General features: G+C 72.6%; 19 protein-coding genes and 1 riboswitch. Of the genes, 6 read left to right on the forward strand and 13 right to left on the reverse strand.

All coding sequences use genetic code 11. The features are described from left to right. Nucleotides 1–32 precede the first annotated feature (32 nt). From BUS84_RS19545 to BUS84_RS19560, 4 genes are all read right to left on the reverse strand, one after another. The gene (locus tag BUS84_RS19545) at nucleotides 33–656 is read right to left on the reverse strand and encodes a GTP-binding protein (RefSeq protein ID WP_074314532.1); all 624 of its coding nucleotides are present in this window, start codon (nucleotides 654–656) and stop codon (nucleotides 33–35) included. After that, nucleotides 637–1002 carry a DUF742 domain-containing protein gene (locus BUS84_RS19550; protein ID WP_007465174.1) on the reverse strand — a complete coding sequence of 122 codons (366 nt, stop codon included), beginning with the start codon at nucleotides 1000–1002 and terminating at the stop codon, nucleotides 637–639. The genes BUS84_RS19545 and BUS84_RS19550 overlap by 20 nt, the downstream gene beginning before the upstream one ends. A gap of 90 nt (nucleotides 1003–1092) precedes the next feature. Continuing rightward, nucleotides 1093–1500, reverse strand: a complete 408-nt coding sequence (locus BUS84_RS19555; RefSeq protein ID WP_007465177.1) for a roadblock/LC7 domain-containing protein — start codon at nucleotides 1498–1500, stop codon at nucleotides 1093–1095. Then, nucleotides 1497–4637, reverse strand: coding sequence for a sensor histidine kinase (locus BUS84_RS19560; RefSeq protein WP_074314533.1), 3141 nt, complete (start codon nucleotides 4635–4637; stop codon nucleotides 1497–1499). The genes BUS84_RS19555 and BUS84_RS19560 overlap by 4 nt, the downstream gene beginning before the upstream one ends. Before the next feature lie 444 nt (nucleotides 4638–5081). On the opposite strand from BUS84_RS19560, the gene BUS84_RS19565 reads away from it, so the two are divergent. Then, nucleotides 5082–6263, forward strand: a complete 1182-nt coding sequence (locus BUS84_RS19565; protein WP_074314535.1) for an ABC transporter substrate-binding protein — start codon at nucleotides 5082–5084, stop codon at nucleotides 6261–6263. A gap of 189 nt (nucleotides 6264–6452) precedes the next feature. Here the strand turns inward: BUS84_RS19565 and BUS84_RS19570 are convergent, their stop codons facing one another. Together BUS84_RS19570 and BUS84_RS19575 are read right to left on the reverse strand one after the other, a co-directional pair. Beyond that, on the reverse strand, nucleotides 6453–7313 hold the full coding sequence (locus BUS84_RS19570) for an ABC transporter permease (RefSeq protein ID WP_074314536.1): 861 nt from the start codon (nucleotides 7311–7313) through the stop codon (nucleotides 6453–6455). Between the two features lie 102 nt (nucleotides 7314–7415). Then, nucleotides 7416–8447: an ABC transporter substrate-binding protein gene (locus tag BUS84_RS19575; protein ID WP_074314539.1), complete on the reverse strand. Its 1032-nt coding sequence runs from the start codon at nucleotides 8445–8447 to the stop codon at nucleotides 7416–7418. Nucleotides 8448–8718: 271 nt separating this feature from the next. On the opposite strand from BUS84_RS19575, the gene BUS84_RS19580 reads away from it, so the two are divergent. From BUS84_RS19580 to BUS84_RS19595, 4 genes are all read left to right on the forward strand, one after another. Further along, complete coding sequence (locus BUS84_RS19580; RefSeq protein ID WP_074314541.1) at nucleotides 8719–9504, forward strand: ABC transporter ATP-binding protein; 786 nt, start codon at nucleotides 8719–8721, stop codon at nucleotides 9502–9504. A gap of 2 nt (nucleotides 9505–9506) precedes the next feature. Further along, a complete protein-coding gene (locus BUS84_RS19585) occupies nucleotides 9507–10457 on the forward strand; it encodes an LLM class F420-dependent oxidoreductase (protein WP_074314543.1) in 951 nt (316 codons plus the stop codon). Beyond that, nucleotides 10454–10762 (forward strand): cupin domain-containing protein, encoded by a 309-nt coding sequence (locus BUS84_RS19590; protein WP_074314545.1) that lies wholly within the window; start codon nucleotides 10454–10456, stop codon nucleotides 10760–10762. The genes BUS84_RS19585 and BUS84_RS19590 overlap by 4 nt, the downstream gene beginning before the upstream one ends. Nucleotides 10763–10839: 77 nt before the next feature. Beyond that, nucleotides 10840–13845, forward strand: coding sequence for a hypothetical protein (locus BUS84_RS19595; protein ID WP_074318940.1), 3006 nt, complete (start codon nucleotides 10840–10842; stop codon nucleotides 13843–13845). A gap of 56 nt (nucleotides 13846–13901) precedes the next feature. On the opposite strand, the gene thiC is transcribed toward BUS84_RS19595, so the two are convergent. From thiC to thiE, 7 genes are all read right to left on the reverse strand, one after another. Beyond that, nucleotides 13902–15494: a phosphomethylpyrimidine synthase ThiC gene (thiC, locus tag BUS84_RS19600; RefSeq protein ID WP_074314547.1), complete on the reverse strand. Its 1593-nt coding sequence runs from the start codon at nucleotides 15492–15494 to the stop codon at nucleotides 13902–13904. 17 nt (nucleotides 15495–15511) lie between these two features. Beyond that, nucleotides 15512–16297 (reverse strand): bifunctional hydroxymethylpyrimidine kinase/phosphomethylpyrimidine kinase, encoded by a 786-nt coding sequence (thiD, locus tag BUS84_RS19605; RefSeq protein ID WP_074314549.1) that lies wholly within the window; start codon nucleotides 16295–16297, stop codon nucleotides 15512–15514. Beyond that, nucleotides 16294–17034: a thiamine phosphate synthase gene (locus tag BUS84_RS19610; protein WP_074314551.1), complete on the reverse strand. Its 741-nt coding sequence runs from the start codon at nucleotides 17032–17034 to the stop codon at nucleotides 16294–16296. The genes thiD and BUS84_RS19610 overlap by 4 nt, the downstream gene beginning before the upstream one ends. Continuing rightward, nucleotides 17031–17810 carry a thiazole synthase gene (locus BUS84_RS19615; protein WP_074314553.1) on the reverse strand — a complete coding sequence of 260 codons (780 nt, stop codon included), beginning with the start codon at nucleotides 17808–17810 and terminating at the stop codon, nucleotides 17031–17033. Before BUS84_RS19615 ends, BUS84_RS19610 begins: the two co-directional genes overlap by 4 nt. Further along, complete coding sequence (gene thiS, locus BUS84_RS19620; RefSeq protein ID WP_074314555.1) at nucleotides 17807–18007, reverse strand: sulfur carrier protein ThiS; 201 nt, start codon at nucleotides 18005–18007, stop codon at nucleotides 17807–17809. The genes BUS84_RS19615 and thiS overlap by 4 nt, the downstream gene beginning before the upstream one ends. Nucleotides 18008–18020: 13 nt before the next feature. Further along, entirely contained in the window at nucleotides 18021–19163 is a 1143-nt protein-coding gene (thiO, locus tag BUS84_RS19625; protein WP_143728645.1) for a glycine oxidase ThiO, read from the reverse strand. After that, on the reverse strand, nucleotides 19160–19786 hold the full coding sequence (thiE, locus tag BUS84_RS19630) for a thiamine phosphate synthase (protein WP_074318941.1): 627 nt from the start codon (nucleotides 19784–19786) through the stop codon (nucleotides 19160–19162). Before thiE ends, thiO begins: the two co-directional genes overlap by 4 nt. Then, nucleotides 19781–19890, reverse strand: a riboswitch (TPP riboswitch). (Overlaps the previous gene by 6 nt.) Before the next feature lie 303 nt (nucleotides 19891–20193). On the opposite strand from thiE, the gene BUS84_RS19635 reads away from it, so the two are divergent. Beyond that, a complete protein-coding gene (locus BUS84_RS19635) occupies nucleotides 20194–26049 on the forward strand; it encodes a ThuA domain-containing protein (RefSeq protein ID WP_074314559.1) in 5856 nt (1951 codons plus the stop codon). Nucleotides 26050–26075 lie beyond the last annotated feature (26 nt).

Genomic DNA, 26075 nt, shown 5'->3' on the forward strand with positions numbered 1-26075 from the left:
CCGGCCGGTGTGTGCCGGCCGGCCACGTCGGATCAGCCGACCGGCGTGGGGAAACCCCGGCCGTGCTCGGCCTGCAGCCGGAGCATGGCGTGCTCGACCACCGTCACCAGCACCTGCTTGACCGAGTCCCGGTGCCGGGCGTCGGTCATCACCAGCGGCACCTGCGGCGAGATGGCCAGCGCCTCGCGGACCTCCTCCAGCTCGTACTGGGGAGCGCCGTCGAAGCGGTTCAGCGCCACCACGTACGGCAGGTTGCGGTTCTCGAAGTAGTCCAAGGGGGCGAAGGCGTCCGTGATCCGGCGGGTGTCCACCAGCACGGCGGCACCGACCGCGCCCCGGATGATCTCGTCCCACATGAACCAGAACCGGGTCTGGCCGGGTGTGCCGAAGAGGTACAGGATCAGGTCCTCGGCCATGGTGATACGGCCGAAGTCCATGGCGACCGTGGTGGTCTCCTTGCCCGGCACCTTGGACGGATCGTCGATGCCGACACCGGCCGCGGTCATCACCGCCTCCGTGGTCAGCGGTGTGATCTCGGAGATCGACCCGACCAGCGTCGTCTTACCGACGCCGAAGCCGCCCGCGACGACGATCTTCGCGGAGACGATTCCCCGGCTCTGCCGCCCCCCGGCGGGGTCATAGCCTGCGAAGTCCACTTAGCACCCTTCCAAGCAGTTCCATCCGCTCCTCGAACCCCTCGGCGGGAGCAGCAGTGTGTAACGTCAGCAGGCTCTCGGCCACCATGTCGGCGACCAGTACCCGGGCGACGCCGAGCGGCATCCGGGTGTACGCGGCGATCTCCGCCAGCGACTGTGCCCGGCCTTCACAGACCGTGGCGATTCTGTGCTTGTCATGCCCGGCGAAGCGGGACTCGGCGACCTGGGTGGGAGAAGCCGTGAGGACCGCCTCGAGGGCGATGTCCTGCCGGGGCTCGGTACGACCACGGGTGACCGCATAGGGACGCACCAGAGCGCCGCGCGGGTCAGCGCGTCGTTGGTCCATCCCCGATCACCTCCTCGTCCCCTGCGGAGCCGGTCCACACCGCCTCCCCTCCCTGGTCCGGCGCGCGGTCGGCGCGCCGTCGTCTCGTCGCTACGAGCGCACCGCGTCGCGCGGCAGCGGCACCAGCGCGGCACCGACCCGCTCGACCAGTAGCGCCATCTCGTAGCCCACCTGACCCACGTCGCAGCTGCGCGCGGCCAGCACGGCCATCGACGAGCCGTCGCTGATCGACATGAGGAAGAGGTATCCGCTGTCCATCTCGATGACGGTCTGCAACACCCCGCCCGCGCTGAACATGCGGGCCGCGCCCTCGGTCAGGCTCACCACGCCAGAGGTGATCGCGGCGAGCTGGTCCGCCCGGTCTCCCGGGAGGTCCCGGGAGGAGGCGAGCAGCAGCCCGTCGGCGGACACCGCCACCACGTGGGCGATACCCGCCACGCTGTCGGCGAAGTTGGTGAGCAGCCAACCCATGTCCTGCATGGCAGCTGGCCTGTTCATCGGCTCTCCTTGGTCGAGGTGCTGTTCAGGTCCGTTCCGGCCGTCCGTCCGCGCTGCACGCCACGGTGGTAGGCCGACAACAGGCCGCGTACTTCATCGGGGGTCCGCCGGCTGCGGTCCCGACCGCCCTTCGGTTCGATGCCGCCCGGCACGAGCTGTGCCTGCGGCACCCGCTTTGGAAGCCCCGAACGGGTGGTACCGGCGGCCGCCGGCTCGGCGGCCCGGCTGGCGCGGGACCAGCCCTCGTCCGCCGCCGTCCGCCAGGCGTTCGGGTCCCCCGCCGGAGCGGCGGGCGCGGCCGGCGCGACGGACGCGGCTGGCGCGGCCGGCGCGGCCGGCGCGGGCCGGGCTGCCGGCGGCGGGTTGTACGACGGCGGCGGCGTCGCGGCGCCGAGCCCACCCGTGCTCGCGGTGCCCGGCGTTCCGGTGCCGTCGGTGGCGGAGCCGCCCGGGGTACGGGTTGGCAGTGGCGGTCGGGCGGGCGTCGCGACCGGCGCGGACGCGGCGGTCGGGTGGCCGCCGCCCGAACGCGGGCCGACGTCGGCCGGACGGGCGCCGGCGGACGGTGGCGGCGAGTCGAACTGCGGCCGAGTGAAGATCGCGGTGGCGTCGTCGCCGTGCGACCGGAACCAGACCGCCTCCATCTCCCGGAAGATCGGTGCCTCGGCGGGGAAGTCGGGCCGGTTGGTGACCGGCGCGGCCGGCGCCGGCGGTGTGGCCGGTGGTGCGACCGCACCGGGGCCGGCGACCGGCCCGACCGGCAGCACCGAAGCGTTCCGCGCGTCGGTGGCGTCCGCCCCCGAGCCGCGCCGGGGCAGCGGGTCGATGGTCGGGTAGGCCACGGTCGGGCTGCCCACCGGGGCGCCCCCGGCCTTGAACGGAGTCCGGCCCGGCGGGACCGGGGCGGCCGGGGCCGCCGCGGGCGGCACCGTCGCGTGCGCTCCGCTGAAGCCGCCGGCCTGCACGGCCGGGGCGGTGTCCCGGGCGTCCAGCGGTGACGGCCAGGTCGCCGGCGTTGGCGTGCTGGTCCGCCACTGGTCGGGCAGCGTCGCCGCCGAGGTGGTGGCGCCGGCGAACGGCTCGGCGTGACCGACCGGGGTGAGCGGCGTCTGCTCGACCGCCATCGGCTGGCGTGGCCGGGTCAGCGCCTGCTCGCGGCCCCGGTTGACGGGCAGCACCACGGTTGCGGCGGGCAGCGTCACCTGGGCAACAGTGCCGCCGTCCATGTTGCGGCGCAACTCCACCCGGATGCCGTAGCGGGAGGCGAGCCGGCTCACCACGGCCAGGCCCATCAGCCGGAACGCGGCGACGTCGACGCTCGGCGGCGCGGCCAGCCGCCGGTTGAGCGAGTCGAGCTGCTCGTCGCTGAGGCCAAGCCCGCGGTCCTCGATCTGGATCAGCACGTAGTCGCGGATCCGGCGGCCGTCGGCGACCACGGTGGTGTTCGGCGGCGAGAACCGGGTGGCGTTGTCGAGCAGTTCGGCGACGAGCCGTACGACGTCGTTGACCGCGTGCGCGGCCACCGAGATGTCGGTGTCCACCGTGCCGAACTCGATGCGGTTGTACAGCTCCACCTCGGACTGGGCCGCGCGCAGGACGTCCACCACCAGGGCGTCGTCGCGGCGCGGTACGGCGGAGTCGGCGCCGGCCAGGACCAGCAGGTTCTCGTCGTTGCGGCGCATCCGGGTGGCCAGGTGGTCCAGCTCGAAGAGCTGCGCCAACCGCTTCGGGTCCTCCTCGCCGCGCTCGATCGCGTCCAGCTCGCCGATCATCCGGTCGACCAGGGTCTGACTGCGGCGGGCCAGGTTGAGGAACATCGCCGAGACGCTGGTACGCAGCGCGGCCTGCTCGGCGGCGACCCGCACCGCCTCCCGGTGTACGACGTTGAAAGCCAACGCCACCTGACCGACCTCGTCGCGGTTGGTGAGCTGGATCGGGTCCCGGACCTGACGGACGATCTCGTCCACCCCGCCGTCGCCCACGCTGCCCATGTTCTGCAGCCGCTGCACCGCGTCGGGCAGGTCGTGGTTGGCCACCGAGAGCGCGCCCTCGCGCAGCCGACGCAGCGAGTGGTTCAGCGAGCGGGCCAGCACCACGGCCAGCGAAACGGCGATGATCAGCGTCAGCAGCACCAGCACCGACTCGACCACGGCCTGCCGGATGACGTTCGAGCGCGCCTCGTCGGCCTGCTCGAGCAGCCGGTTCTGCAGTTGGATCTCGGCCCAGCGCATCAGGTCGTGGACCGCGCCGATGGCGGCGGTGGCGTCCTGTGCGGTGACCAGCGGTCGCTGCCCCACCGAGCGGGTGATGTCGGTGGCCACCCGGTCGGACAGGCCGACGGCGTCACCGGAGACGGTGCTGTCGACCAGGGCGCGCTGCACCGGGTCGGCGGCGAGCGAGAAGGCGACCAGGGCCTCCTGCTGGCTGGTCAGCGTGGCGACGAAGGAGGAGAACTGTTCCTCGTCGAGCTGACCGGCGGTCAGCGCGGTGAAGGCGACCGCCTCCTCCTCCGCGACGGACGCCTTGGCCCGGGCGAACGCGGCGACCGCCCGGCGGCTGTCCGACAGGCTCTCCTCGCCGGGGAGCTGGGCCAGCCCGTCACCGTAGGCGACCAGGTCGGTGAGGATGACGCCGTAACGCAGCACCGCCTCGGCGACGGCCATCTGCCGGCGGTCCAGCACCTCCTGACGCGTGCCGTCCAATGTGGCCAGATGCTCGTCTATCGCGGCCAGCCGGTTGCGCAGGGCCGCCGGCACCTCGCCGATCCGGCCCCGCTCGGCGCGGTACTCGTCCACCCGCTGCTGCGTCTGGCGGACCCGCAGGTTGTACGCGTCGGCGGGCTGCTGCGGAGCGGCCAGGTAGGCCGCCGCGGCCATCCGCTCGACCTGGAGGTCCTGGGTCAGCGCGCTGACGTCGATGGAGAGCGCGGTGAGCGACCGCGCCCGGGTGGCGTCGACGGCGCCCTCGCCCACTGAGATCAACCGCACCGTCGCCAGCGCGATCACCGCCGCCACCGGGACGACCAGGATCAGCGCCAGCTTGGACCGGATCCGGGCGTCTCGCAGTCTCGGCAACCGTCGGCGCGCGGGCCGAGCGGTGTCGCCGAGCGCGGGCAGGGTCGTCGGTCCGGTGCTCACGACATCGCCTCCGTCGTTTCTTCCCCGCCTGACCCGCCGAACCGTGCCGCCAGCGGAGGGGACCACGCGCGGCACGGCCGCGATTTCATCAGAGAAGGTCCTGTTTGGGAAGCCGCAGTGGGGTAGGAAACGGTCGGACGGCGCGCAACCCGTGATCCGGTCAACTGATACCTTCATTTCCGCAAGCCCCTGAACAGGGCATGTAACTCCAGAGTGGTCGCGCGTGTATGCAAAGTGAGCTTTTGCAAACATTGCGTTACCCCAGCATGTGGGATGGCCGTCCCGAAAATGCGACCCGCGTCCGCGCTTGACCACAGCGCCGGCCATTGGCAAGGTTTTGCAGGCTTCGCGCACACCGTACGGCAGACCGATCCCGTCTCTCCATCGAGGACGGATTAGCGGCGGTGACCGGGCAGCGCCCGCGCCCGCACCTGGAGGACTGAGTTGAGCCCCATCCGCTCCGCGACCATCGCGGCGCTCGCATCGGCCGTAGTGGCCACCACGCTCACCGGCTGTCAGTTCGGCGAGGCGGAGCAGGACACGAGTCCGATCGTGATCGCCGCTGACCTCGAACTCTCCGGCGCCGCCGCCCCGGTCGGCCGGGCATACCAACGGGCCCTGGAACTCAAGATCGAGCAGTTGAACTCCTCCGGTGCGCTGAACGGCCGGAAGGTCGAACTGAAGTCGAAGGACAACCGTTCCGACGCCGCGGAGTCATTGCGCAACATCGCCGACTTCAGCAGTGATTCCCGGGTCAGCGCCATCATCATGGGCGGCTGCAACGAATGCGCGGTCGGCGCTGTCGGGACCATCAACGAGAAGCGGATTCCCACCATTGCGCTCGCCGCTTCCGGAGCGATCGCCAGCCCGGTCGCGGAACGGCGATACGTGTTCAAGCTGGGCCCGAACGCCGCGGACAGCGCCGCGGCACTCACCACCGAACTGCGCCGCAAGAACGTCCGCAAGGTGGGCCTGCTCTACAGCGACGACGACTACGGTCGGGAGGGCGCGGCCGCGCTCCGCCGGGAACTGGGCAAGACCACCATCAAGCCGGTCGGTGAGGAGTCGGTGAAGACCACCGACACCGAGGTCTCCCAGCAGGTCGGGCGACTGGCCAAACTGAAGCCCGACGCACTGGTCATCTGGACCCCGCCGGAGCAGGCGACACTCGCCGCCACCAGCGCCCAGCAGGCCACCTTCCGCGGGTCGCTCTTCTTCGACCCGGGGGCGGCCGGCGACCTCTTCCTCGGCGCGGCGGCCCGGGCCACCGAGCGGGCCACGCTGATCTTCACCCAGACCATGGTGATCGACGACGTGATCGCCACGACGCCGGCGAAGGCGGCCCGGCGGCAGTGGTTCCAGGACTACACCGCGCGCTTCGGCGGGTACAACGGGTCCTCGTCCTTCGCCGCTGACGCGGTCCAGCTCATCGCGGACGCCGAGCTGCGTGCCGGCGGCCCGGCCGGTCAGGTGGACCGGGACGGCATCCGGGACGTGCTGGAGACGTCCCAGATGGACGGCCTCTCCGGCCCGATCCGGATGACGCCGGACAACCACTCCGGGCTGATGCCGCAGGCGCTCACCACGCTGGTCGCCCGTAACGGGCGGTGGCGGCTGGCGGGCTGAGGTCGGCCCGTGTGGGCCACACCTCCTCCGGCGTTGTGCGCGTCGGTGGACGGTGTGGCCCCGCCGTACCCGGCTCCGGGCGGTCAGGCTTGATCCCTCCGCCGGGCACGGCGGGGCCACACCTCAGGCCGTTCGCCGGTCACGGTGATTGGGGACCGAGCCGACTCGCCCTGGCGATGATCTCAGTGGTCAGCGACTGCTGGTGGTCTCCCGGACCCAGGGCAGGGCGATCCGCTCGGCCAGCACCAGCGCCGAGTAGAGCAGGATGCTCACCAGCGCCACCAGCATGATCGCCGCCCAGGCGGTGGCGGTGTCGCCGATGCCGGCGTACTGGACGATGACGTAGCCCAGGCCGCTCTCGCCGGCCTGGAACTCACCGATCACCGCGCCGATCGCGGCCAGCGGCATGGCCACCTTGAGCCCGACGAAGATCTGCGGCAGCGCGGCCGGGAAGCGCACCTTGCGGAACGCCTGCCAGCGGGAGGCGTTCCAGGAGCGGACCAGCTCGGCCAGATCGGCCGGGGTGGTGGTCAGCCCGGTCGCCGTGGAGAGCACGATCGGGAAGAAGCAGAGCAGGAACACCATGGTCAGGATGGGCGTCTGACCCCAGCCGAACGCGACCACCAGCAGCGGACCCAGCGTGATCTTGGGCACCGCGTTGATGGCGACCAGCAGCGGGGTGAACATCCGCTCCACCGTGCGGGAGCTGGCCAGCGAGAGTCCGATAAGGACACCGGCGGCCGCCGACAGGGCGAAGCCGATCACGATCTCCAACAGGGTGTCCCAGGTGTGCTCCAGCATCCGGGCGGGCTTGTCGACGAATGCGGTGAGCACGTCGCCCGGCGGTGGCAGGGCGGCCGGGTGGACCAACTCCAGCCGGGCGGTCAGCCACCAGGCCGCCAGGGCGACCAGGAGGCCGACCGCGGGCAGCAGCACCGCCCCGGCCCCGGCACGCAGGCCGGCGCCCCGCCCCGCTCGCGCCGCCTCGGTGCCGGCACCCGGGGTCGCGGGCACCTCCGCCACCGGCTCCGCTGACCGGACGTCGGTCATCTTGTCCTCCTCGATATGCCACGGCCCAATGGGGGCCGACGAGCGACGGGGGTACGCCCCACCGGAGCCGGTGGGACGTACCCCCAGGTGACGACCGGACGATCAGGCCTTCGGCGCGAGGCTGAAGTCGATGATCTGCTCGGGGGTGACGTTCTGCTTCAGCGCGCCGGCGCCCTGCAGGATCGCGATGCTCTTGGCGACCCGGCCGCTGTCCAGCGTGCCGATGGCGGTGCCGGAGTTGCCGGAGCGCACGTACGCGGCCATCAGCTCCAGCTCGGCGGCGGCGGACGCCGTGTTGGTGGCGTCCACGTTCTTCTTCAGGATCTCGGCGGCCTCCTTGGAGTTCGCCAGGCTGTACTCCAGGCCCTTGAGCAGCGCCGCGGTGAACCGCTTCACCATTTCGGGCTTCTCCTTGGCGATCTTCGAGGAGGTGATCAGCACGTTGCCGTAGAGGTCCTGCATCACGTTGCTGTACGGCAGCATGACGGCCTTCTTCTTGGCCACGCCCTCGATGGTCGGCTGGCCGACGACGAACTGGCCGATGCCGTCCACCGATCCGGAGGCCAGGGTGCCGATCAGGTTCTGCGCGTCACCGTTGACCCAGGTCACCTTGCTGGCGTCCACGCCGGCGAGCCGGGCGTACGTCGGGAAGAGGTTGCGGACCACGGACCCGGGGGTGTCGGCGAGCTTCTTGCCCTCCAGGTCCTTCGGGGAGGCGATGTTCTTGCCCTCGACGGTGGCGATGGCGGCCATCGTGCGCTGCTGGATCGCGGCCACCGCGACGAAGTCCTTCGCCTGGCCGTTGCCGAGCTGGAGCAGACCGCCGGTGAGGTCGATCGGCCCGAAGTCGGCCTGGCCGCCGACGACGGTCTGGATCACACCGCCGGTGCCCTGCCCGGCCTTGATATCGACGTCGAAGCCAGCATCCTTGAAGAAGCCCTTCTCCTTCGCCACCCAGGCGTAGGAGTCACGGCCGAAGTTGCCGAAGGAGGTGAGGTAGGTCACCTTCTCCAGCGCCCCGCCGTTGCCACCCTTGGCGTCGTCGGACGAGTCCGACCCGCTGCTGCAGGCGGAGACAAGGGCGAGGGCAGTGGCCAGCGCGGCCGCAGCGACCGTACGGGTCAGCCTTCTCATCAGTGCACCATGTCCTTTCCGACCGGGGCCGGCAGGCCACCGGAGGGGGTTGTCGCGGCGGAACCGGCGGGAGGGGTGGAAGCCGGGCACCGCCATCGTGAGGGGACTCTTCGCGGGCACAGCGTACGAGAAACCCACCTTTGCGACGCCAGGCGTATCGGGTTGCGGAACGGAAACAACCCGACGACCACCCCGGACGGTGCGATTGGGTGTCGAGCGGGCTAGCCTTTGCCGGATTCCTGACCGTCCACTCAGCGGAGGTCCGCCGGAGATGATCCGACTGTCCGGGGTGTCCCGTACCTTCGAGGGCCGATCCGGCCGGGTGGAGGCGCTGCGGGGCATCGACCTCGACGTCGCCGAGGGCGAGTTCGTCGCCGTGCTCGGCCGCTCCGGCTGCGGCAAGTCCACTTTGCTGCGGCTGGTGGCCGGGCTGCTCCCGCTGACCGCCGGCGAGATCACCGTGGCCGGTACGCCGATCACCCGGCCCCGCCGGGACATCGCCATGCTGTTCCAGAAGCCGGCGCTGCTGCCCTGGCGCACCGTCCTGGACAACGTTCTCCTGCCCGTGGAGATCTTCGGCTGGAGCCGCGCCAAGCACCGCGAGCGGGCCCGGCAGCTGCTCGACGTGGCCGGGCTGGTCGGCTTCGAGAAGCGACTGCCGCACGAGCTCTCCGGTGGCATGCAGCAGCGCGTGTCGCTGTGCCGGTCGCTGATCGGCGACCCCCGGGTGATGCTGATGGACGAGCCGTTCTCCGCGCTGGACGCGCTCACCCGCGAGGAACTCTCCGGCGAACTCCAGCGGGTGCACATGGAGAACAAGCCGACCATCGTCTTCGTCACCCACTCGATCGACGAGGCGGTGCTGCTCGCCGACCGGGTGGTCGTGCTGAGTCCCCGCCCCGGCCGGATCCGCAAGATCGTCGAGGTGACCATCCCCCGGCCCCGCACCCTGGGCCGCAACGCCCACCTCGCCGACGTCGCCCGCGTCAGCGCCGACCTGCACGAGCTGTTGATGGAACGCGACCAGCCGGCCGCGGTCGGCTCGGAAGGACGATGAGCATGCGGGTGTCCGTCTTCACCGAGCCGCACCGGGGCGCCAGCTACGACGACCAGCTCCGGTTCGCGCGGATGGTCGAGGCGGGGGGCTTCGAGGGTTTCCTCCGCGCCGACCACTACCAGTCGATGGGCACCGATCCGGGCCTGCCCGGCCCGACGGACGCCTGGCTGACCCTCGCCGCGCTGGCCCGGGAGACCGAGCGGATCCGGCTCGGCACCCTGGTCACGTCGGCCACGTTCCGCCTTCCCGGCCCGCTGGCGGTGATGGTCGCGCAGGTCGACCAGATGAGCGGCGGCCGGGTCGAGCTGGGCATCGGCGCCGGCTGGTACGAGCGCGAGCACACCTCGTACGGCATCCCGTTCCCGGCGGTCGGCGAACGCTTCGACCGGCTGGCCGAGCAGCTCGAGGTGATCACCGGACTGTGGCGGACGCCGCCGGGTGCGACGTACAGCTACGCCGGCGACCACTACCGGCTGGTGGACGCGCCGGCCCTGCCCAAGCCGGTGCAGGTGCCCGGGCCGCCGATCATCGTGGGCGGGCGCGGGCCCAAGCGCACCCCCGAGCTGGCCGCCCGGTACGCCGACGAGTTCAACATGCCGTTCAAGTCCGTCGCGGAGACCGTCAAGGCGTACGACCGGGTGCGCGAGGCGTGCGACCGCAGCGGCCGGACGGAGTCCGGGCGGGCGCCGCTGGTGCTCTCCGCCGGGATCGTGGTGGCCATCGGGCGGACCGACGCGGAGGCGCAGCGACGGGCCGCGCCACTGCACGAGAAGAGCGCACTGCCTCCGGAGGACCCGGTGGTCGGCTCGCCCGCGCAGCTCGTGCAGCGGATCGGCGAGTTCGCCGCGGTCGGCGCCACCCGGGTGCACCTGCGCCTGATCGACTTCGCTGACCTCGACCACCTCGAGCTGATCGCCGCCGAGGTGCTTCCGCAACTGGACGGAGAACGATGACCGACGTGTTCGACGGGACCGAACTCGGGCCGGTGGGCCAGGAGATCGTGTACGAGAACGACCGGGTCCGGGTCTGGCACATCCGGCTCGAACCGGGCGAGCGGCAGCCGCTGCACCGGCACGACCACCCCTACCTGGTGGTGGCGATCGAGGGCGCGAAGAACGTCGTGCAGACGGTCGACGGCACCCGGATCGACGCCGACGAACCCACTGGCGGAGTGGTCTACCGGGACCCGGGAGCGGTGCACATGCTCACCAATGTCGGGGATACGACGTACCTGGCCCGGCTGGTCGAACTCAAGTAGACCCGCCGGGAGCGGGCCGGCGCGCCGCGCGGCGCGCCGGTGGCGATCGGGTGTACCAGGTGCGTAACGTGCCGGACATGGCCTTTCGGACCTGGGGCAGACTGCTGCTCACGGCGCTCGGGGTGAGCGTGCTGGCCGGAGCCGGCCAGCTCGGCGTCGCGTACGGATTCGGCATCGTCCGGCTCACCGGCGCCTTCACCGGCACGACCGTCAATCAGTGGCCGGCCCAACTCGTCTGGGTGGGCTGGTTCGCCGCGAACGCCGCCGTTGCCGGTGCCGTCCTGACCGGACGCCTGGCCCGCCGGGACGCTGTGCCGGCCAGCACCGGCCGGCAGTTGGCCATCGGCGCCGCGGCCGCGCTCGGCGCCACCGTGGTCGCCCCGCTCTGCATGCAGCCCGCCCGGGCAGCCGAACTGATCTCCATCGACCCGGTCTGGGCGGTCGGAATCTGCGCCGTGCTCGGCGCGGTGATCGGGGCAGGCGCGGCGATCGCCGTTCTGCTCCGGCCCGAGCTGGGCTGGAACATGGCGGCGGTGGCCGGTGCGGTCTGGGTGCTGGCGCTGATCTCCGTCCTGCCCTCGCTCGGCACGGCCGGCCCGCTGCCCACGGTCCGGCTCGGTGTCCTCGAGCCGAGCTGGCTGGACGATGGCGCGGCACAACGGCTGGCGCTGGTCCTGCTGCCCCTCACGGCGCTGCTGGCCGGTGCGGCGACCGCCGGGCTGGCCCGCCGGCGGGGCCAGGTCCCCCTGGTCAGCGGGGCCACCGGAGTGGCCGGCCCGGCGCTGGTGGCGTTCGCCTACCTGACCGCCGGCCCCGGCGACGCGGTGGACCGCTACCAGACCACCCCCTACTACGGCGCGCTGATCGCGATCCTCGCCGGCGCGCTCGGCGCGGCCGCCGCCGCCCTGCTGCGCTGGCCGGTGCGTGCCCGCACCGCCGGTCCACGGGCGATCGAGCCCGCCGACATCCTGCGCCCGTTGCCCGCCGGCCCGGCCCTGCCCGGCTCCGACTCGGCGAAGTCGGCGGACTCGGCTGACGACCGGGGCGCCGCCGAGCCCACCGGCGCGGACCTGGCCGGCACCGGCGCCGGGCAGAACTTGCGCACCGCCGACAGCACCGGCGCCGTCCGCACCGTGCCGGCCCACTGGGACTGGCCGGCGACTTCGGGGATCGGCCAGCACGGCCCGGGGCCGGCCCACCCGACCGGCGGCACCCCCGTGCCCCGACCGGCCGGCCGCCCCCGCCACCACAACGACGACCCAGACGACTCTGAGACGATCGCCGCCCCGAGCGAGCCGAACACCAGCGAGCCGAACACCAGCGGACCCAGCACCAGCGGACCGAGCACCAGCGGGCCCGTCCAGAACGGTCCGGTCGGGGTCGACCACCAGGAGACCGGGCCGACCGAGGCCACCCGGCCGGTGCGCGGCACCCGCAAGTCCGCCGCCGACGTGGCCGCCCAGGCCGAGCCGACCCCGGCGGCCACCACCGACGTCACCGGCCCGAGCGGCTCTGCGCGGGCGGGTCGGACCGGCGTCGACCATGCCGATCCGACGGGCGGCCCCGGCGACGACGGCTCGACCGGCACCGCGGCGACGGCCACGACCGGCACGGCCCAGCCGGCCGGCGAAGGCACGGCGAGCAGCAGCCCGACCAACGACGGCACGACCACCGCGACCAGCCCGAGCACGGGGACAGCCACGGCGAGCGCGAGCACGACCGGCCCGGGCACCAGCAAGAGCACGGGCACTGGCAGCGCGGGCACGACCCGCGCGGAAACGACCAGCGAGAGCGCGGGCACGGCCGGTACCGGCACGGCCGACGCGCCAGCGCCCAAGCCGCGCCGGACCCGCAAGCCGAAGTCCGCCCCGGCCGCCACGACCGAAGACCTGGCCGACGGTACGACGCCACCCGACGCGGAGGCCGCCGCCGACCCGGTCAGGTCCACGACCGCCGGCCGCGCCAGAAGGACCACCCGGGCCGCCAAGGCCACCGACGGTACCGGGCCCGGCACGGCCACCGACGGGTCCCGCCCCGGCAAGGAGGCCCCGGGCACCGAGCCCGGTCGGGGAGCCAGGACGCCTGCGGCGACCCCAGCCGCGACCACCGACCCGGCAGCGAGCCCCGCCGCGAGCACCGACCCGGCAGCGAATCCCGCCGCTACCACAGAACCGGCAGCGGCCGAGCCGGACGCCAACTCCGCAGCTGCCGTCGCGCCCCGGAGCGACCGGGCCACCGAGACCGAGCGGTCCGCGACCTCGGGTGGTCCCGCCGGGCCTCTGTTCAGGGTGGCGGCAGCCGCCGCCCCGGAGGCGGACCGCTGGGCACCGTCCGCGCCGGCCTGGTCGGTCACCCCGACGTGGACGGCACCCACACAGGCCGGTGACCCCGAGCCGACCGCATCGGACGCCCCGACCGGTTCCGAGGAGCCGACCGAGTGGACGCCCCGCCCCCGGCACCGGGCACCGCTGCCGGACCTGAGCCGGGCCAGCACCTGGGACGCCTTCACCACCGCACGCCGTGAACCGGCGGCAGACCCGCAGCGGAGCGCGACGGGCGCCACCTGGCCGGCGTCGACCGACTCACCCGCGGCGAGCGACCCGGCATCTCCCACCGGATCATCGAGCCCGACCGGCCCCGCCACACCGACCGGCCCGCACAGCGCATCGGACCGGGCGGCCACCCGATGGCGACGGGCGGCCGGCACGCCCGCAGCCGAGGCTGTTCCGGCCGCACCGGCGGGGGAAGCCGCCCCGACCTCGGCCTCTCCGCTGGTGCCGGAACAGACCGGCGTCGGCACCGAGGCTGGCGGTCCGGCGAGCGCCGACGCCGTACCGGCTGCCGGGGACGACGTCGAGCAGCCCTCCCGCCGGGGACGGCTCGGCGGCCTGTTCCGCCGCAACCGGCCCCGCGCCGACGAGGAGAGCCAGCCCGCGTCGGATGAAACCGAGCCGCTGCCCGCACAGGACGAAGAGTTCGTCGACTGGGTCGCCGGCCTGAGCAAGCCGGTGGCGGACAACGAGCCGGAGCAGGAGAACGGCCGCCGTTCGCTGCGCTCCACCGGACGACACCACCGCGACTGACACCACAGCCCTGCGCTGCCCGCCCGTGCACGGGTGGCCAGCGCAGGGCACGCGGATCAGGCCAGTGGGAGGTAGACCCGGCCGCCGCCGGAGACGAACTCCGCCGACTTGTCCTTCATGCCACGGGCCGCGTACTCCTTGAGCTCCTGCGTGATCTTCATGGAGCAGAACCTCGGGCCGCACATCGAGCAGAAGTGCGCCGTCTTCGCCGGCTCGGCGGGCAGCGTGGCGTCGTGGTACGAGCGGGCCGTCTCCGGGTCCAGCGACAGGTTGAACTGGTCCTCCCAGCGGAACTCGAACCGCGCCTTGGACAGCGCGTCGTCCCACGCCTGCGCGCCGGGGTGCCCCTTGGCCAGATCCGCCGCGTGAGCCGCGATCTTGTACGCGATCACGCCCGCCTTGACGTCGTCGCGGTCCGGCAGGCCGAGATGCTCCTTCGGAGTGACGTAGCACAGCATCGCGGTGCCGAACATGCCGATCATCGCGGCGCCGATCGCCGAGGTGATGTGGTCGTACGCCGGTGCGATGTCGGTGGTCAGCGGGCCGAGCGTGTAGAACGGCGCTTCGTGGCACCACTCCTGCTGGAGGTCCACGTTCTCCTTGATCTTGTGCATCGGCACGTGCCCCGGCCCCTCGATCATCACCTGCACGTCGTGCTCCCAGGCGACCTTCGTCAACTCGCCGAGGGTGCGCAGCTCGGCGAACTGCGCCTCGTCGTTGGCGTCCGCGATGGAACCGGGCCGCAGCCCGTCGCCGAGGGAGAAGGTCACGTCGTAGCGGGCGAGCAGCTCGCACAGCTCGGCGAAGTTGGTGTAGAGGAAGTTCTCCTCGTGGTGCGCCAGGCACCACGCCGCCATGATCGAGCCGCCTCGGGAGACGATCCCGGTCACCCGGTCCACCGCCAGCGGCACGTACGGCAGCAGCACCCCGGCGTGCACCGTCATGTAGTCCACGCCCTGCTCGGCCTGCTCAATCACGGTGTCCCGGAACACCTCCCAGCTCAGCTTCACCGGGTCGCCGCCGACCTTCTCCAGCGCCTGGTAGATCGGCACCGTGCCGATCGGCACCGGCGAGTTCCGCACGATCGCCTCGCGGGTCTCGTGGATCCGCTTGCCGGTGGACAGGTCCATCACCGTGTCCGCACCCCAGCGGGTGGCCCAGGTCAGCTTCTCCACCTCCTCGGCGACGGACGAGCTGACCGCCGAGGTGCCGATGTTGGCGTTCACCTTGACCAGGAACGCCTTGCCGATGATCGCCGGCTCGCACTCCGGGTGGTTGACGTTGAGCGGCAGCACCGCCCGGCCGGCGGCGATCTCCGCCCGGACGAGCTCCGGGTCAACGTTCTCCCGGATCGCCACGAACTCCATCTCCGGCGTCACCACCCCGGAACGCGCGTAGGCGAGCTGGGTCGGCCGGCGCCCAGCCACCCCAGCCAGCGGTATACCCGCGCCCCGCGCCGGGGCGACGTCACCCCGCTCGGCGATCCACGGACCGCGCAGCGGCGGCAGTCCCACTTCCGGGTCCGAGCCCGGACCGGACGTGTCGTAGAGCCGCACCGGCGGATGGTCACCGGTCAGCGCCACCTCGGCGAACGGCACCCGGACATCCGGCCGCGACCCCTCGACGTACACCTTGCCTCGTGCCTGCATGACAGCCTCCCTGGTGATCAAGCGGACCAGCCGAAGTGATCCAGCGGCCCCCGGCCTGCGCCCAGCTCCCAACCCCGCGCTCCGGTCAGTGCGCGGAGCACGTACTCCTTTGCGACCCCGACCGCCGCCGGCACCGGGTCGCCCAACGCGAGCCGCACGGCGATGGCCGCCGAGAACGAGCACCCGGTGCCGTGGGTGTGCCGGGTGTCCACGCGGGGCGCGCGCAACAGGGTGCTGCTGCCGCCGCCGTGCAGCACGTCGACCGCCTCGTCCCCGCCCAGGTCGCCGCCGGTGACCACCACGTACTCCGGCCCGCCCGCCGCGAGGGCCTCGGCGGCGGCGACCATCCCGGCCACGTCGTCCACCGGGCACCCGGTGATGGCGGCGGCCTCCGCGCAGTTCGGCGTCGCCACCCTGGCGTACGGGAGAAGCAACTCGACCGCACTCACCACGCCGAGCCGGTGGCCGCTGGTGGCGACCAGCACCGGATCGACGACGAGCTGGGGCAGCCGGCCGTCCCGGGCGGCCTCGGCCACGATGTCGGCGACGGCGGGATTGCCGAGCATCCCGGTCTTGACCGCGCAGACCGTGAAGTCGGCGAGCACGCTGTCCAGCTGCTCGGTGACCGTGCGCGGGGGCAGCGGCAGGACGGCGTCGACGCCCCGGGTGTTCTGCGCGGTGATCGCGGTGAGGACGCTGGTGCCGTACGCGCCGAGCGCCGCGAAGACCTTGAGGTCGGCCTGGATGCCGGCGCCGCCTCCGGAGTCGGAGCCGGCGATGGTGAGCAGTGTTCGCGGGGTCATCGTTTTTCCCTGGTTGCGGTCGGGGGCTGCGGCCGACCGTGCCCACTCCGGGCGGTCAGGCTTGATCCCTGCGTGGGCACGGTCGGCCGCAGCCCCCGTCGTGGGGACCTGACTGACTCCGCACCGGGTTTTGCGAGCGTGGGGGTTACCGCCTCTTTGAAGGCTCTGGTCAGACTCGCTGCTGTCTGGCTGGGATCTTTTGCTCGCATGAGTGCGCCTAGTACGGCTACTCCGGCAGCTCCTGCTTGGACGCAGGCGGTTACCTGTTCCGGCGTTTCGACTCCGCCCAGCGCCAGGACCGGCACGGGGCTGATCCTGATCAGCTTGCGCAGCCCGTCCGCGGTCAGGGGTGGACCGTAGCCCGGCTTCGTCTTCGTTGGGTGGACCGGGGAGACGGTGGCGTAGTGCTCGGTGGTCAGGCGGTTCAGCTCGGTTTCGTTGTGGCAGGAGCGGCCGACCAGGCTGTGGGTCGGCGGCGGGTACGGGCCGGCGGCGGGCAGGTGCACGGCGTCGCCGCCGAGCGGGTCGGGGCCGGCCACGACGAGGGTTCCGCCGACGTCGGCGAGGATCGCCCGCAGGTCGACGGCGAGAGCGGCGCGCTCGGCGCGGGGCAGGTCCTTCTCCCGCAGCACCACCCAGCGCACTCCCCCGGCCACGGCTCCCGCCATGACCCGGTCGAGCCCGCCCCGCGCGACGAGCCGGTCGGTCAACAGGACGACACCGGACGGCGGGGTCACAGGTCCGGTCTTCCCTCGTCGGGTGTGGAGGGCAGCGCGTGGAAGCGGCGGGCTATCCGGCCCGCGCCGGCGGCCAGCCGACCCGCCTCGACGGCGTACCGCATCGCGGTCGCCATCGCGACCGGGTCTGCGGCCCGGGTGACCGCGCTGGCCAGCAGCACCGCGTCGCAGCCCAGCTCCATCGCCAGCGCCGCGTCGGACGCGGTGCCGATGCCGGCGTCCAGGATCACCGGTACGTCCACGCCCTGCCGGATCAGCCGGATGTGGTGCGGGTTGCCGATGCCGAGTCCCGAGCCGATCGGCGCGCCGGCCGGCATCACCGCGGCGCAGCCCAGGTCGGCCAGCCGGCGGGCGAGCACCGGGTCGTCGCTGGTGTACGGCAGCACGGTGAAACCGTCGGCGACCAGTTCCTCGGCGGCGCGGAGCAGTTCCACCCCGTCGGGCAGCAGCGTCCGCTCGTCACCGATCACCTCCAGCTTGATCCAGTCGGTGTCGAACGCGTCCCTGGCCAGCCGGGCCACCTTCACCGCCTCGGTCGCGGTGTGGCAGCCCGCGGTGTTCGGCAGCAGCCGCACCCCGCACCGGTCCAGCAGCTCCAGCAGCCCACCGGCGGAGCCCGGCGCGGTGTCCACCCGGCGCAGCGCCAGAGTCACCAGCTCGGTGCCGGACGCCCGGATCGCCTGCTCCAGCACGTGCAGGTTCGCGGCGCCGCCGGTGCCGAGGATCAGCCGCGAGGTGAACGTCGCCCCACCCAGCTCGAACGGCATGCCCCTCACCCGCCCTGCGCCGCGGTGAGCACCTCGACCCGGTCACCGTCGCGCAGCACCGTGGCCGACCAGCCGGTCCGGGGCACCACCTCGCCGTTGACCGCGACCGCCACCCCACGCTGCTGCGGGACGATGTCGCTGACCAGGTCGGCCACCGACGCGCCACCGGGGACGCTGCGCCCGGTCCCGTTCACCGTCAACTCCACCGGTCCTCCTCCATCATCTGGTCGGGTCGGCCGCGCCGGGGCCGGGTTCGGCACCCGTGAACCGGCCGGGACGAAAGGGCGTGAGCAGCGGGTCGGCCACGCCGGTGGTGGCCAGGTCGGCGATCAGGTCGGCGGTGACCGGGGTGAGCACGATGCCGTGCCGGTGGTGCCCGGTGGCGGCCAGCACGTCCGGCCGGTCGGGCAGCGGCCCGAGGATCGGCGCGTTGTCCGGGGTGCCCGGGCGCAGCCCGGCGACCGTCTCGACCAGGTCGTACTCGGCCAGCTCGGGCAGCAGGTCGACGCCGGCACGGAGCAGGCGCAGCACCGCACCGGCGGTGACCGTGGTGTCCGACCGCTCCTCGACCGTCGCGCCGAGCACCACCTCGCCGTCGGCGCGGGGCACCAGGTAGACCTGCTCGCCGTCGGCGTACCCCCGGATGACGTGCCGGAAGCCCGGCGCGGCGACGCCGGGCGCGCGCAGCCGGAGGATCTGGCCCTTCACCGGCCGCACGGGCAGGCCGGTGAGGGTGGCGGCGCCGCAGCCCGCGGCGACCACCGTGACGCGGGCGTCCACTTCGGAGAGGTGACGGACCGCCCGCGGGACGAGCATCGCGCCGGCCCGCTGCGCGGCCGTGCGCAGCGCCGGCACCAGCAACCGTGGGTCGACCTGGTGGTCGGTGGGCGCGAGGGCTCCGCCGCGCACCCGCGGCGCGAGCGCGGGCTCGCGGTCGCGCAGCTCGGTGGGGCGCAGCGGGGTGACCGGCAGACCCAGCCCCTGCTGGTACGCCCAGAGCCGGCGCGCCTCGGCCAGGTCGTCGGCGGTCAGCCCGACCATCAGGGTGCCCTCGGTCCGGTGGCCCAGCTCGGCGCCGCTCGCCTCGGTCAGCTCGTCGGCGAACGCGGGCCAGCGGGCGGCGGACGCCAGCAGCAGTCCGGTCAGCTGCCGCTCACCGAAGTACGCCTCGGCCACCGGGGAGAGCATCCCGGCGGCCACCGCCGACGCCCCCGAGCCGGGAGCCGGATCGTGCACCACGACCCGAAGCCCGCGGGCGGCGCACCGCCAGGCGATCGCCAATCCGATCGGCCCCGCCCCCACCACCGCCACGTCCGGCCGGACCCGGTCGCTCGACGGCGGTGACGGGGACCGGCCGGTCAGCACGTCAGGGCCTCGATCAGCTCGGCGGTGGCCCGGGCCGGGTCGGCGGCGGCGGAGACGGCGCCGACCACCGCCACCCCGTACGCCCCGGCCTCCCGCAGCGCCGGCACCCGCGCGGCGGTCACCCCACCGATCGCGATGACCGGAACGTCGACCGCGCCGCTGACCGCGCGTACCCCCGCCGGGCCGATCGGATCCGGCAACCCGGACTTGGTGCTGGTGGCGTGGCACGGCCCGACGCCCAGGTAGCTGGCCCCCGCGGCGACCGCCTGGATCGCCGTCTCCGGGGCCCGGGCGGTGGCCCCGAGTACGCCGGTGGGGCCGAGCACCCGGCGGGCGGCGGCGACCGGCAGGTCGTCGGCACCGACGTGCCCACCGGCGGTGCCCACCGCCAGCGCCACGTGCAACCGGTCGTTGACCAGGCAGGTCGCCCCGTACGGCGCGCAGAGCGCGAGCACCCGGCGGGCCAGGTCGTACGCCTCGCGGTCGGTGGCGGAGTCCTCGACCCGGACCTGCACCACCAGGTCGGCGCGGGCCACGGTGAGGGCGGCCCGGACCACGGTGAGTGGATCCCGCCCGGGTCGGGTGTCGGTGATCAGATGCAGTCGCCCGAGGGACGGCACGGCAACGCTCCTCCCTGCGCCGGCATTACCCGGATCAGGTTCGACGGTCGGGGGCTGTCAGCCCCCCTCTCAGCCCGGTACACCGGGCTCCCGTGGGTTACTTGCGTGTCACCGTACGACAGATCCGGCCGCATGCCAAGGAGGGGTCGGCGGCGACCGGCGGGCGCGAACTCGGCGAAATCGGCTGGGCGCTTCATGCGGTCCTGTTCGGAATGTCGCCCACCGTTGCAGAACCGTTACCCGTCGGCATCTTGCCCGACATTGATCTAACCGAATTAATTTGTTCAGCGATTCGACAAAAATGCTGGCGTGGATGCCCTGGCACGGCACCCGCATCAGCTCCATCTGGGACGGTCTTCGGCGAGCCGGCCCCCGCGATTCCTGTCCACCGAGACATAGGAGGCGGCGTGCACCAATCTCGTCGTGCCCGCGTACCGATCACCGCAACCCTGATCTCCCTGGCCCTGGCCTCGACCACCCTCTTCGGTCTGCCTGCGCAGGCGGCACCCGCAGCCGCACCGGCCGCACCGGCAGCGCAGGCCGCACCGGCGGTCGTGCAGGCCGCCCCGACCACCCAGGCGCTCCCCCGGGCGGCCCAGGCCGCCGACGAGCCCTTCTCCGTCCTGGTGTTCTCCAAGACGGCCGGCTTCCGGCACGACTCCATTCCCACCGGTCTCGCCGCCATCCAACAACTCGGTGCGGCCAACGGATTCACCGTGGACAGTTCGGAAGACGGTGGCGCGTTCACCGACGCCAATCTGGCGAAGTACAAGGCGGTGATCTGGCTTTCCACCACCGGCGACGTCCTGGACGCCGAGCAGCAGGCGGCGTTCGAGCGTTACGTGCGCGCCGGAGGCGGTTACGTCGGCATCCACGCCGCCTCGGACACCGAGTACAGCTGGGCCTGGTACGGCGACCTGGTCGGCGCGTACTTCGCCAACCACCCGGCGAACCAGCAGGCCACGGTCAAGGTGGAGGACCACGCCCACCCGTCCACCGCCGAACTGCCGGACCGCTGGTCCCGCTTCGACGAGTGGTACAACTACCAGACCAACCCGCGGCCGGACGTGCACGTGCTGGCCACCCTGGACGAGAAGAGCTACACCCCGGGCGCGGGCGCGATGGGCGCCGACCACCCGATCGCCTGGTGCCAGGACTTCGACGGCGGCCGTTCCTGGTACACCGGGGGCGGGCACACCCGGGAGTCGTACGCCGAGCCGGAGTTCCTCAGCCACCTGCTCGGCGGCATCCGGACCGCCGCCGGCGTGGCGGACGCCGACTGCGGAGCCTCGAAGACCGCGAGCTTCGAGAAGGTCGCCCTGGACAGCAACACCAGCAACCCGATGGAGCTGGACATCGCCCCAGACGGGCGGGTCTTCTTCATCGAGCGCGACGGCCGGGTGCAGATCGTCAAGCCGGACACCGGCAGCACCGTCACCGCCGTCGACCTGGACGTCTTCACCGGCAACGAGGACGGCCTGATCGGCATCCGGCTCGACCCGGACTTCGCCACCAACAAGTGGGTCTACCTCTACTACGCCCCGAACGACGGCATCGCGCGCAACCTGCTGTCCCGGTTCACGGTGACCGGCGACACCATCGACCCTGCCAGCGAGAAGCAGGTGCTGCGGGTCGACACCCAGCGCAACACCTGCTGCCACGCCGGCGGCAGCATGGCCTTCGACGGCGACGGCAACCTCTACCTGGCCACCGGTGACAACACCAACCCGTTCGAGTCGAGCGCGTACACGCCCATCGACGAGCGGCCGGGGCGCCAGGACTTCGACGCGCAGCGCACCTCCGGCAACACCAACGACCTGCGCGGCAAGGTGATCCGGATCCACCCGGAGGACGACGGGACGTACACCGTCCCGGCGGGCAACCTCTTCGCTCCGGGCACCGAGAAGACCCGTCCCGAGATCTACGCGATGGGCTTCCGCAACCCGTTCCGGATCGGCACCGACCCGGGCACCAACACCCTCTACGTCGCGGACTACGGGCCGGACGCCAACGCGGACAACCCGAACCGGGGCCCCCGCGGCCTGGTCGAGTGGAACATCGTCACCCCCGGCAACTACGGCTGGCCGTACTGCACCGGGACGAACGAGGCGTACAACGACTACACGTTCCCGTCCGGCCCGAGCGGGGCGAAGTTCGACTGCGCGGCTCCGGTGAACAACTCGCCCAACAACACCGGCCTGACCAACCTCCCGCCGGTCGTCCCGGCGACCGTCGACTACGGCTACGCCGGTGACGCGCGGTACCCGGAGATCGGCGGCGGCGGCGCCCCGATGGGCGGCCCGGTCTACCGGTACGACGCCGACCTCGACTCCGACCGGAAGTGGCCGGCGTACTACGACGGCAAGGCTCTGCTCGGCGAGTGGAACCAGTCGAAGATGTACACCATGCAGGTGACCGCCGACGGCAAGTCGTTGGTGGACATCAACCAGTTGCTGACCGGGATGAGCATGATCCGCCCGATGGACTTCGAGTTCGGTCCGGACGGCGCGCTCTACCTGATCGAGTGGGGCAGCGGCTTCGGCGGCAACAACGACAACTCCGGCGTCTACCGGATCGACTACATCGCCGGTGAGCGCGCACCGATCGCGGTGGCGGCGGCCACCCCGACGTCGGGGCCCGCGCCGTTGACGGTCACCTTCTCCAGCGCCGGCTCGCGGGACCCGGACGGTGGCACGCTCACCTACGCCTGGGCCTTCGGCGACGGGCAGACCTCCACCGAGGCCAACCCGACGCACACCTATGCCACGGCGGGCAGCTTCACCGCCCAGCTCACCGTCACCAACCCGAAGGGTCGCACCGCGGTGGCCAACGTGCCGGTCACCGTGGGCAACACCGCGCCGACGGTGATCATCGAGTTCCCGCCGGACGGCGGCTTCTTCGACTGGGGTGACCAGGTCCGCTACAACGTCAAGGTGACCGACCCGGAGGACGGGCAGATCGACTGCGACCGGGTGCAGCTCCAGGTGCTGCTCGGTCACGACGAGCACGCCCACCCGCTGGAGCAGCACACCGGCTGCACCGGCACCGTCCAGACGTCGCTCGCCTCCGGGCACGGCGCCGAGGCGAACGTCTTCGCGGTCTTCGAGGCCACCTACACCGACGAGGGCGGCGCTGGCGGGGCCGGCCCGCTCACCGGTCGGGCGATCGAGCAGTTGCAGCCCAAGCGCAAGCAGGCCGAGTACTTCACGGCCACCGGGCGGGCGCCGGTGAGCACCGGCGGCGGAGACGCCGGCGTGCAGCGGGAGACCGGCGGCGACAGCGCCGGTGGCGGCCAGAACATCGGGTTCATCGAGGACGGCGACTGGTGGTCGCTCGCCCCGGCGAACCTGACCAACGTCACGGACATTCGGTTCCGGGCCGCCTCGGCCGGCGCCGGAGGCCGGGTCGAGGTCCGTGCCGGCGCCGTGGACGGACCGGTGGTCGCGACGGCCACCGTGCCGGGCACCGGCGGGTGGCAGACGTACACGGACGTGACCGCGCCGGTGACCGGCGCGGCGAGCGGCACGCTGTACTTCGTGGCCCGGGACCCGAACGGGGGCGCGGGGTCGCTGTTCAACGTCAACTGGATGGACTTCCTCGGCCGCGGCGTCACCGAGAACGCGCCGCCGGTGGTCAGCGCCACCGCCACCCCGGCCAACGGCACCGCGCCGGTCACCGTCGCCTTCGACGGCACGGCCACCGACGCCGAGGGGAACACCCCGCTGACGTACGCCTGGGACTTCGGTGACGGCGGCACGGCGACCACCCTGGACGCCAGCCACACCTACACCAACCCCGGCGCCTTCACCGCCACCCTGACGGTGACGGACAGCAAGGGCGCGAAGTCGTACGCCACGGTGCCGGTGCGGGTGGACGCTCCGAACACGTCCTGCCTGGGGGCGCGCTCGGACGACTTCAACGGCACCAGCCTCGACAAGGGCCGGTGGTCCAGCGTGGTCCGGGAGAACCAGCTCTACTCGGTCTCCGGCGGCGCGCTGCGGCTGCCCACCGCGGTGGGCGACCTCTACGGCGCCCGCAACGACGCCAGCAACCTGGTGCTCCAGCCGGCTCCGACCGGGGCCTGGCAGGCGACCACCCGGTTCACCCTGCCGGTGACGGCCAACTACCAGCAGGCCGGCCTGCTGGTGTACGGCGACGACGAGAACTACGCCAAGCTGGACCTGCTGTACAACGGCAGCCGGCGGGTGGAGTTCATCCGGGAGACGGCCGGCACGCCGCGCAACGAGGCCGGCGACAGCACCGCCGCTCCCGCCGGTGACACCGTGCACCTGCGGATCAGCAGCGACGGGACCAACCTGACCGCGGCCGTCTCGGCCGACGGGCAGACCTTCACCCCGGTCGGCCGGTCGGCCGCGCTCGCCGGCATCACCAACCCGCGGATCGGGCTCTTCGCGCTCAACGGCGGCACCGAGGCCCCGGTGGTGGACGCCAGCTTCGACTGGTTCCAGATCACGCCGGACGCCCCGGCCGGGCCGGTCGTGCCGTCGGACGAGTTCACCGGCGACACGCTGGACAAGTGCCGGTGGAACGCGATCCTGCGGGAGGACCCGAACGGTTACCGGGTCGCCGGTGGCGCGCTGCGGGTCGACGTGCCCAACGGAGACATCTACGGCGCCGACAACACCGGGCCGAAGAACTTCATCCTCCAGACCGCGCCGTCGGGCGACTGGACCCTGGAGACGAAGGTGGACGGCAGCCTGCTGAACGAGCAGTACCAGCAGGCCGGCCTGATCGTGCAGGCGGACGACGACAACTACCTGAAGTTCGACTACATCGCGGACAACCAGGCCGGCCAGCCGGTGACGCGGCGGATCGAGTTCCGCAGCGAGATCGGTGGGGCGGTCCAGAACCCGCAGCCGGAGGTGGCCAATCTGACCAGTGCGGTGTGGCATCTGCGGCTGGCCCGCAGCGGCGACACCTTCACCGCGTCGTACTCGGCCGACGGGACGACCTGGACGGCGTTGACGACGCTCACCAACAGCGCGGTCGGGGCCACCCCGAAGGTCGGGCTGTTCACCCTCGGCGCCAACCAGACCGCCTCGAAGACGGCCGCGTTCGACTACTTCCGGTTGAGCACGGAGGTGGCCGACGACACCGCGCCGGTCACCACGGCGGCGGTCTCCGGCACCCCGACCGACGGGTGGTACACCGGGCCGGTGACGGTCACCCTCACCGCTGCCGACGAGGTCGGCGGCAGCGGGTTGGCCGGCACCGCGTACCAGCTGGACGGGGCCACCACCTGGACGGACTACACCGCTCCGGTGGCGGTCAGCGGGGACGGCGAGCACGAGCTGCGGTTCCGCTCGACCGACGAGGCGGGCAACGTGGAGTCGACGAAGACCGTCACGGTCAAGATCGACACCACCGCGCCGGTCACCTCGGCGACGTTCGCTCCGGCGAACGACGCCGGCTGGCACGACGGGACGATCCCGGTCGTGCTGACCTCGACCGATGCCGGTTCCGGGGTCAGGACGGTGGAGTGGTCACTGGACGGCGGCGCGTGGACGCCGTACTCGACGCCGGTCGAGGTGACCGGCGACGGGCAGCACGAGCTGCTGTTCCGCTCCACCGACAAGGCGGGCAACGCCGAGACGCTCAAGTCGGCGGTGCTGCGGATCGACGGCACCAAGCCGACCCTGCTGGTCTCCGGGATCGCCGACGGCCAGCTCTACGGGGACAGCCAGGACGTCCGGGTGTCCTGGCAGGCCGTCGACCCCACCTCGGGCATCGCGACCGTGGTCGGTCGGTTGAACGGCCGGGCGTACGCCAGCGGCACCCTGCAGGCCATGTACGAGCTGCCGCTCGGCCTGCACGAGCTGACCGTGACCGCGACCGACAAGGCGGGCAACGAGACCACCTCGACGGTCCGGTTCTTCGTCACCACCTCGTTCCGGGACATGCAGAACCTGCTGGACCGGTTCAAGGCGACGGGGCGGCTCTCGGCCAAGGCGCACAAGCAGTTGGCGGCGAAGCTCGACGCGGCCCGTAAGGCCGAGGCGTCCGGCAACGACACGAAGGCGGTCAAGCAGCTGACCGAGTTCCGGACGCTCGCCACCGACGCCACCCTGGTGGGCGAGGCGGAGATCCGGGACGTCCTGATCCGGGACGCCGACGCCATGATCGTCCGGCTCGGCGGCACGGCCAGCAAGGCCGGGGTACGGGCGAACGACGGCGAGCCGGTCAAGGGCGCCGGACGGCTCGGTGGCGACGCCACCCGGCTCGCCCCCGGTCGCCAGCTCTGATCCGACGGGGTCCCTCCCCGACGCTC

Origin of the sequence: Micromonospora cremea (assembly GCF_900143515.1) — a bacterium.
Classification (GTDB): Bacteria; Actinomycetota; Actinomycetes; order Mycobacteriales; family Micromonosporaceae; genus Micromonospora; species Micromonospora cremea.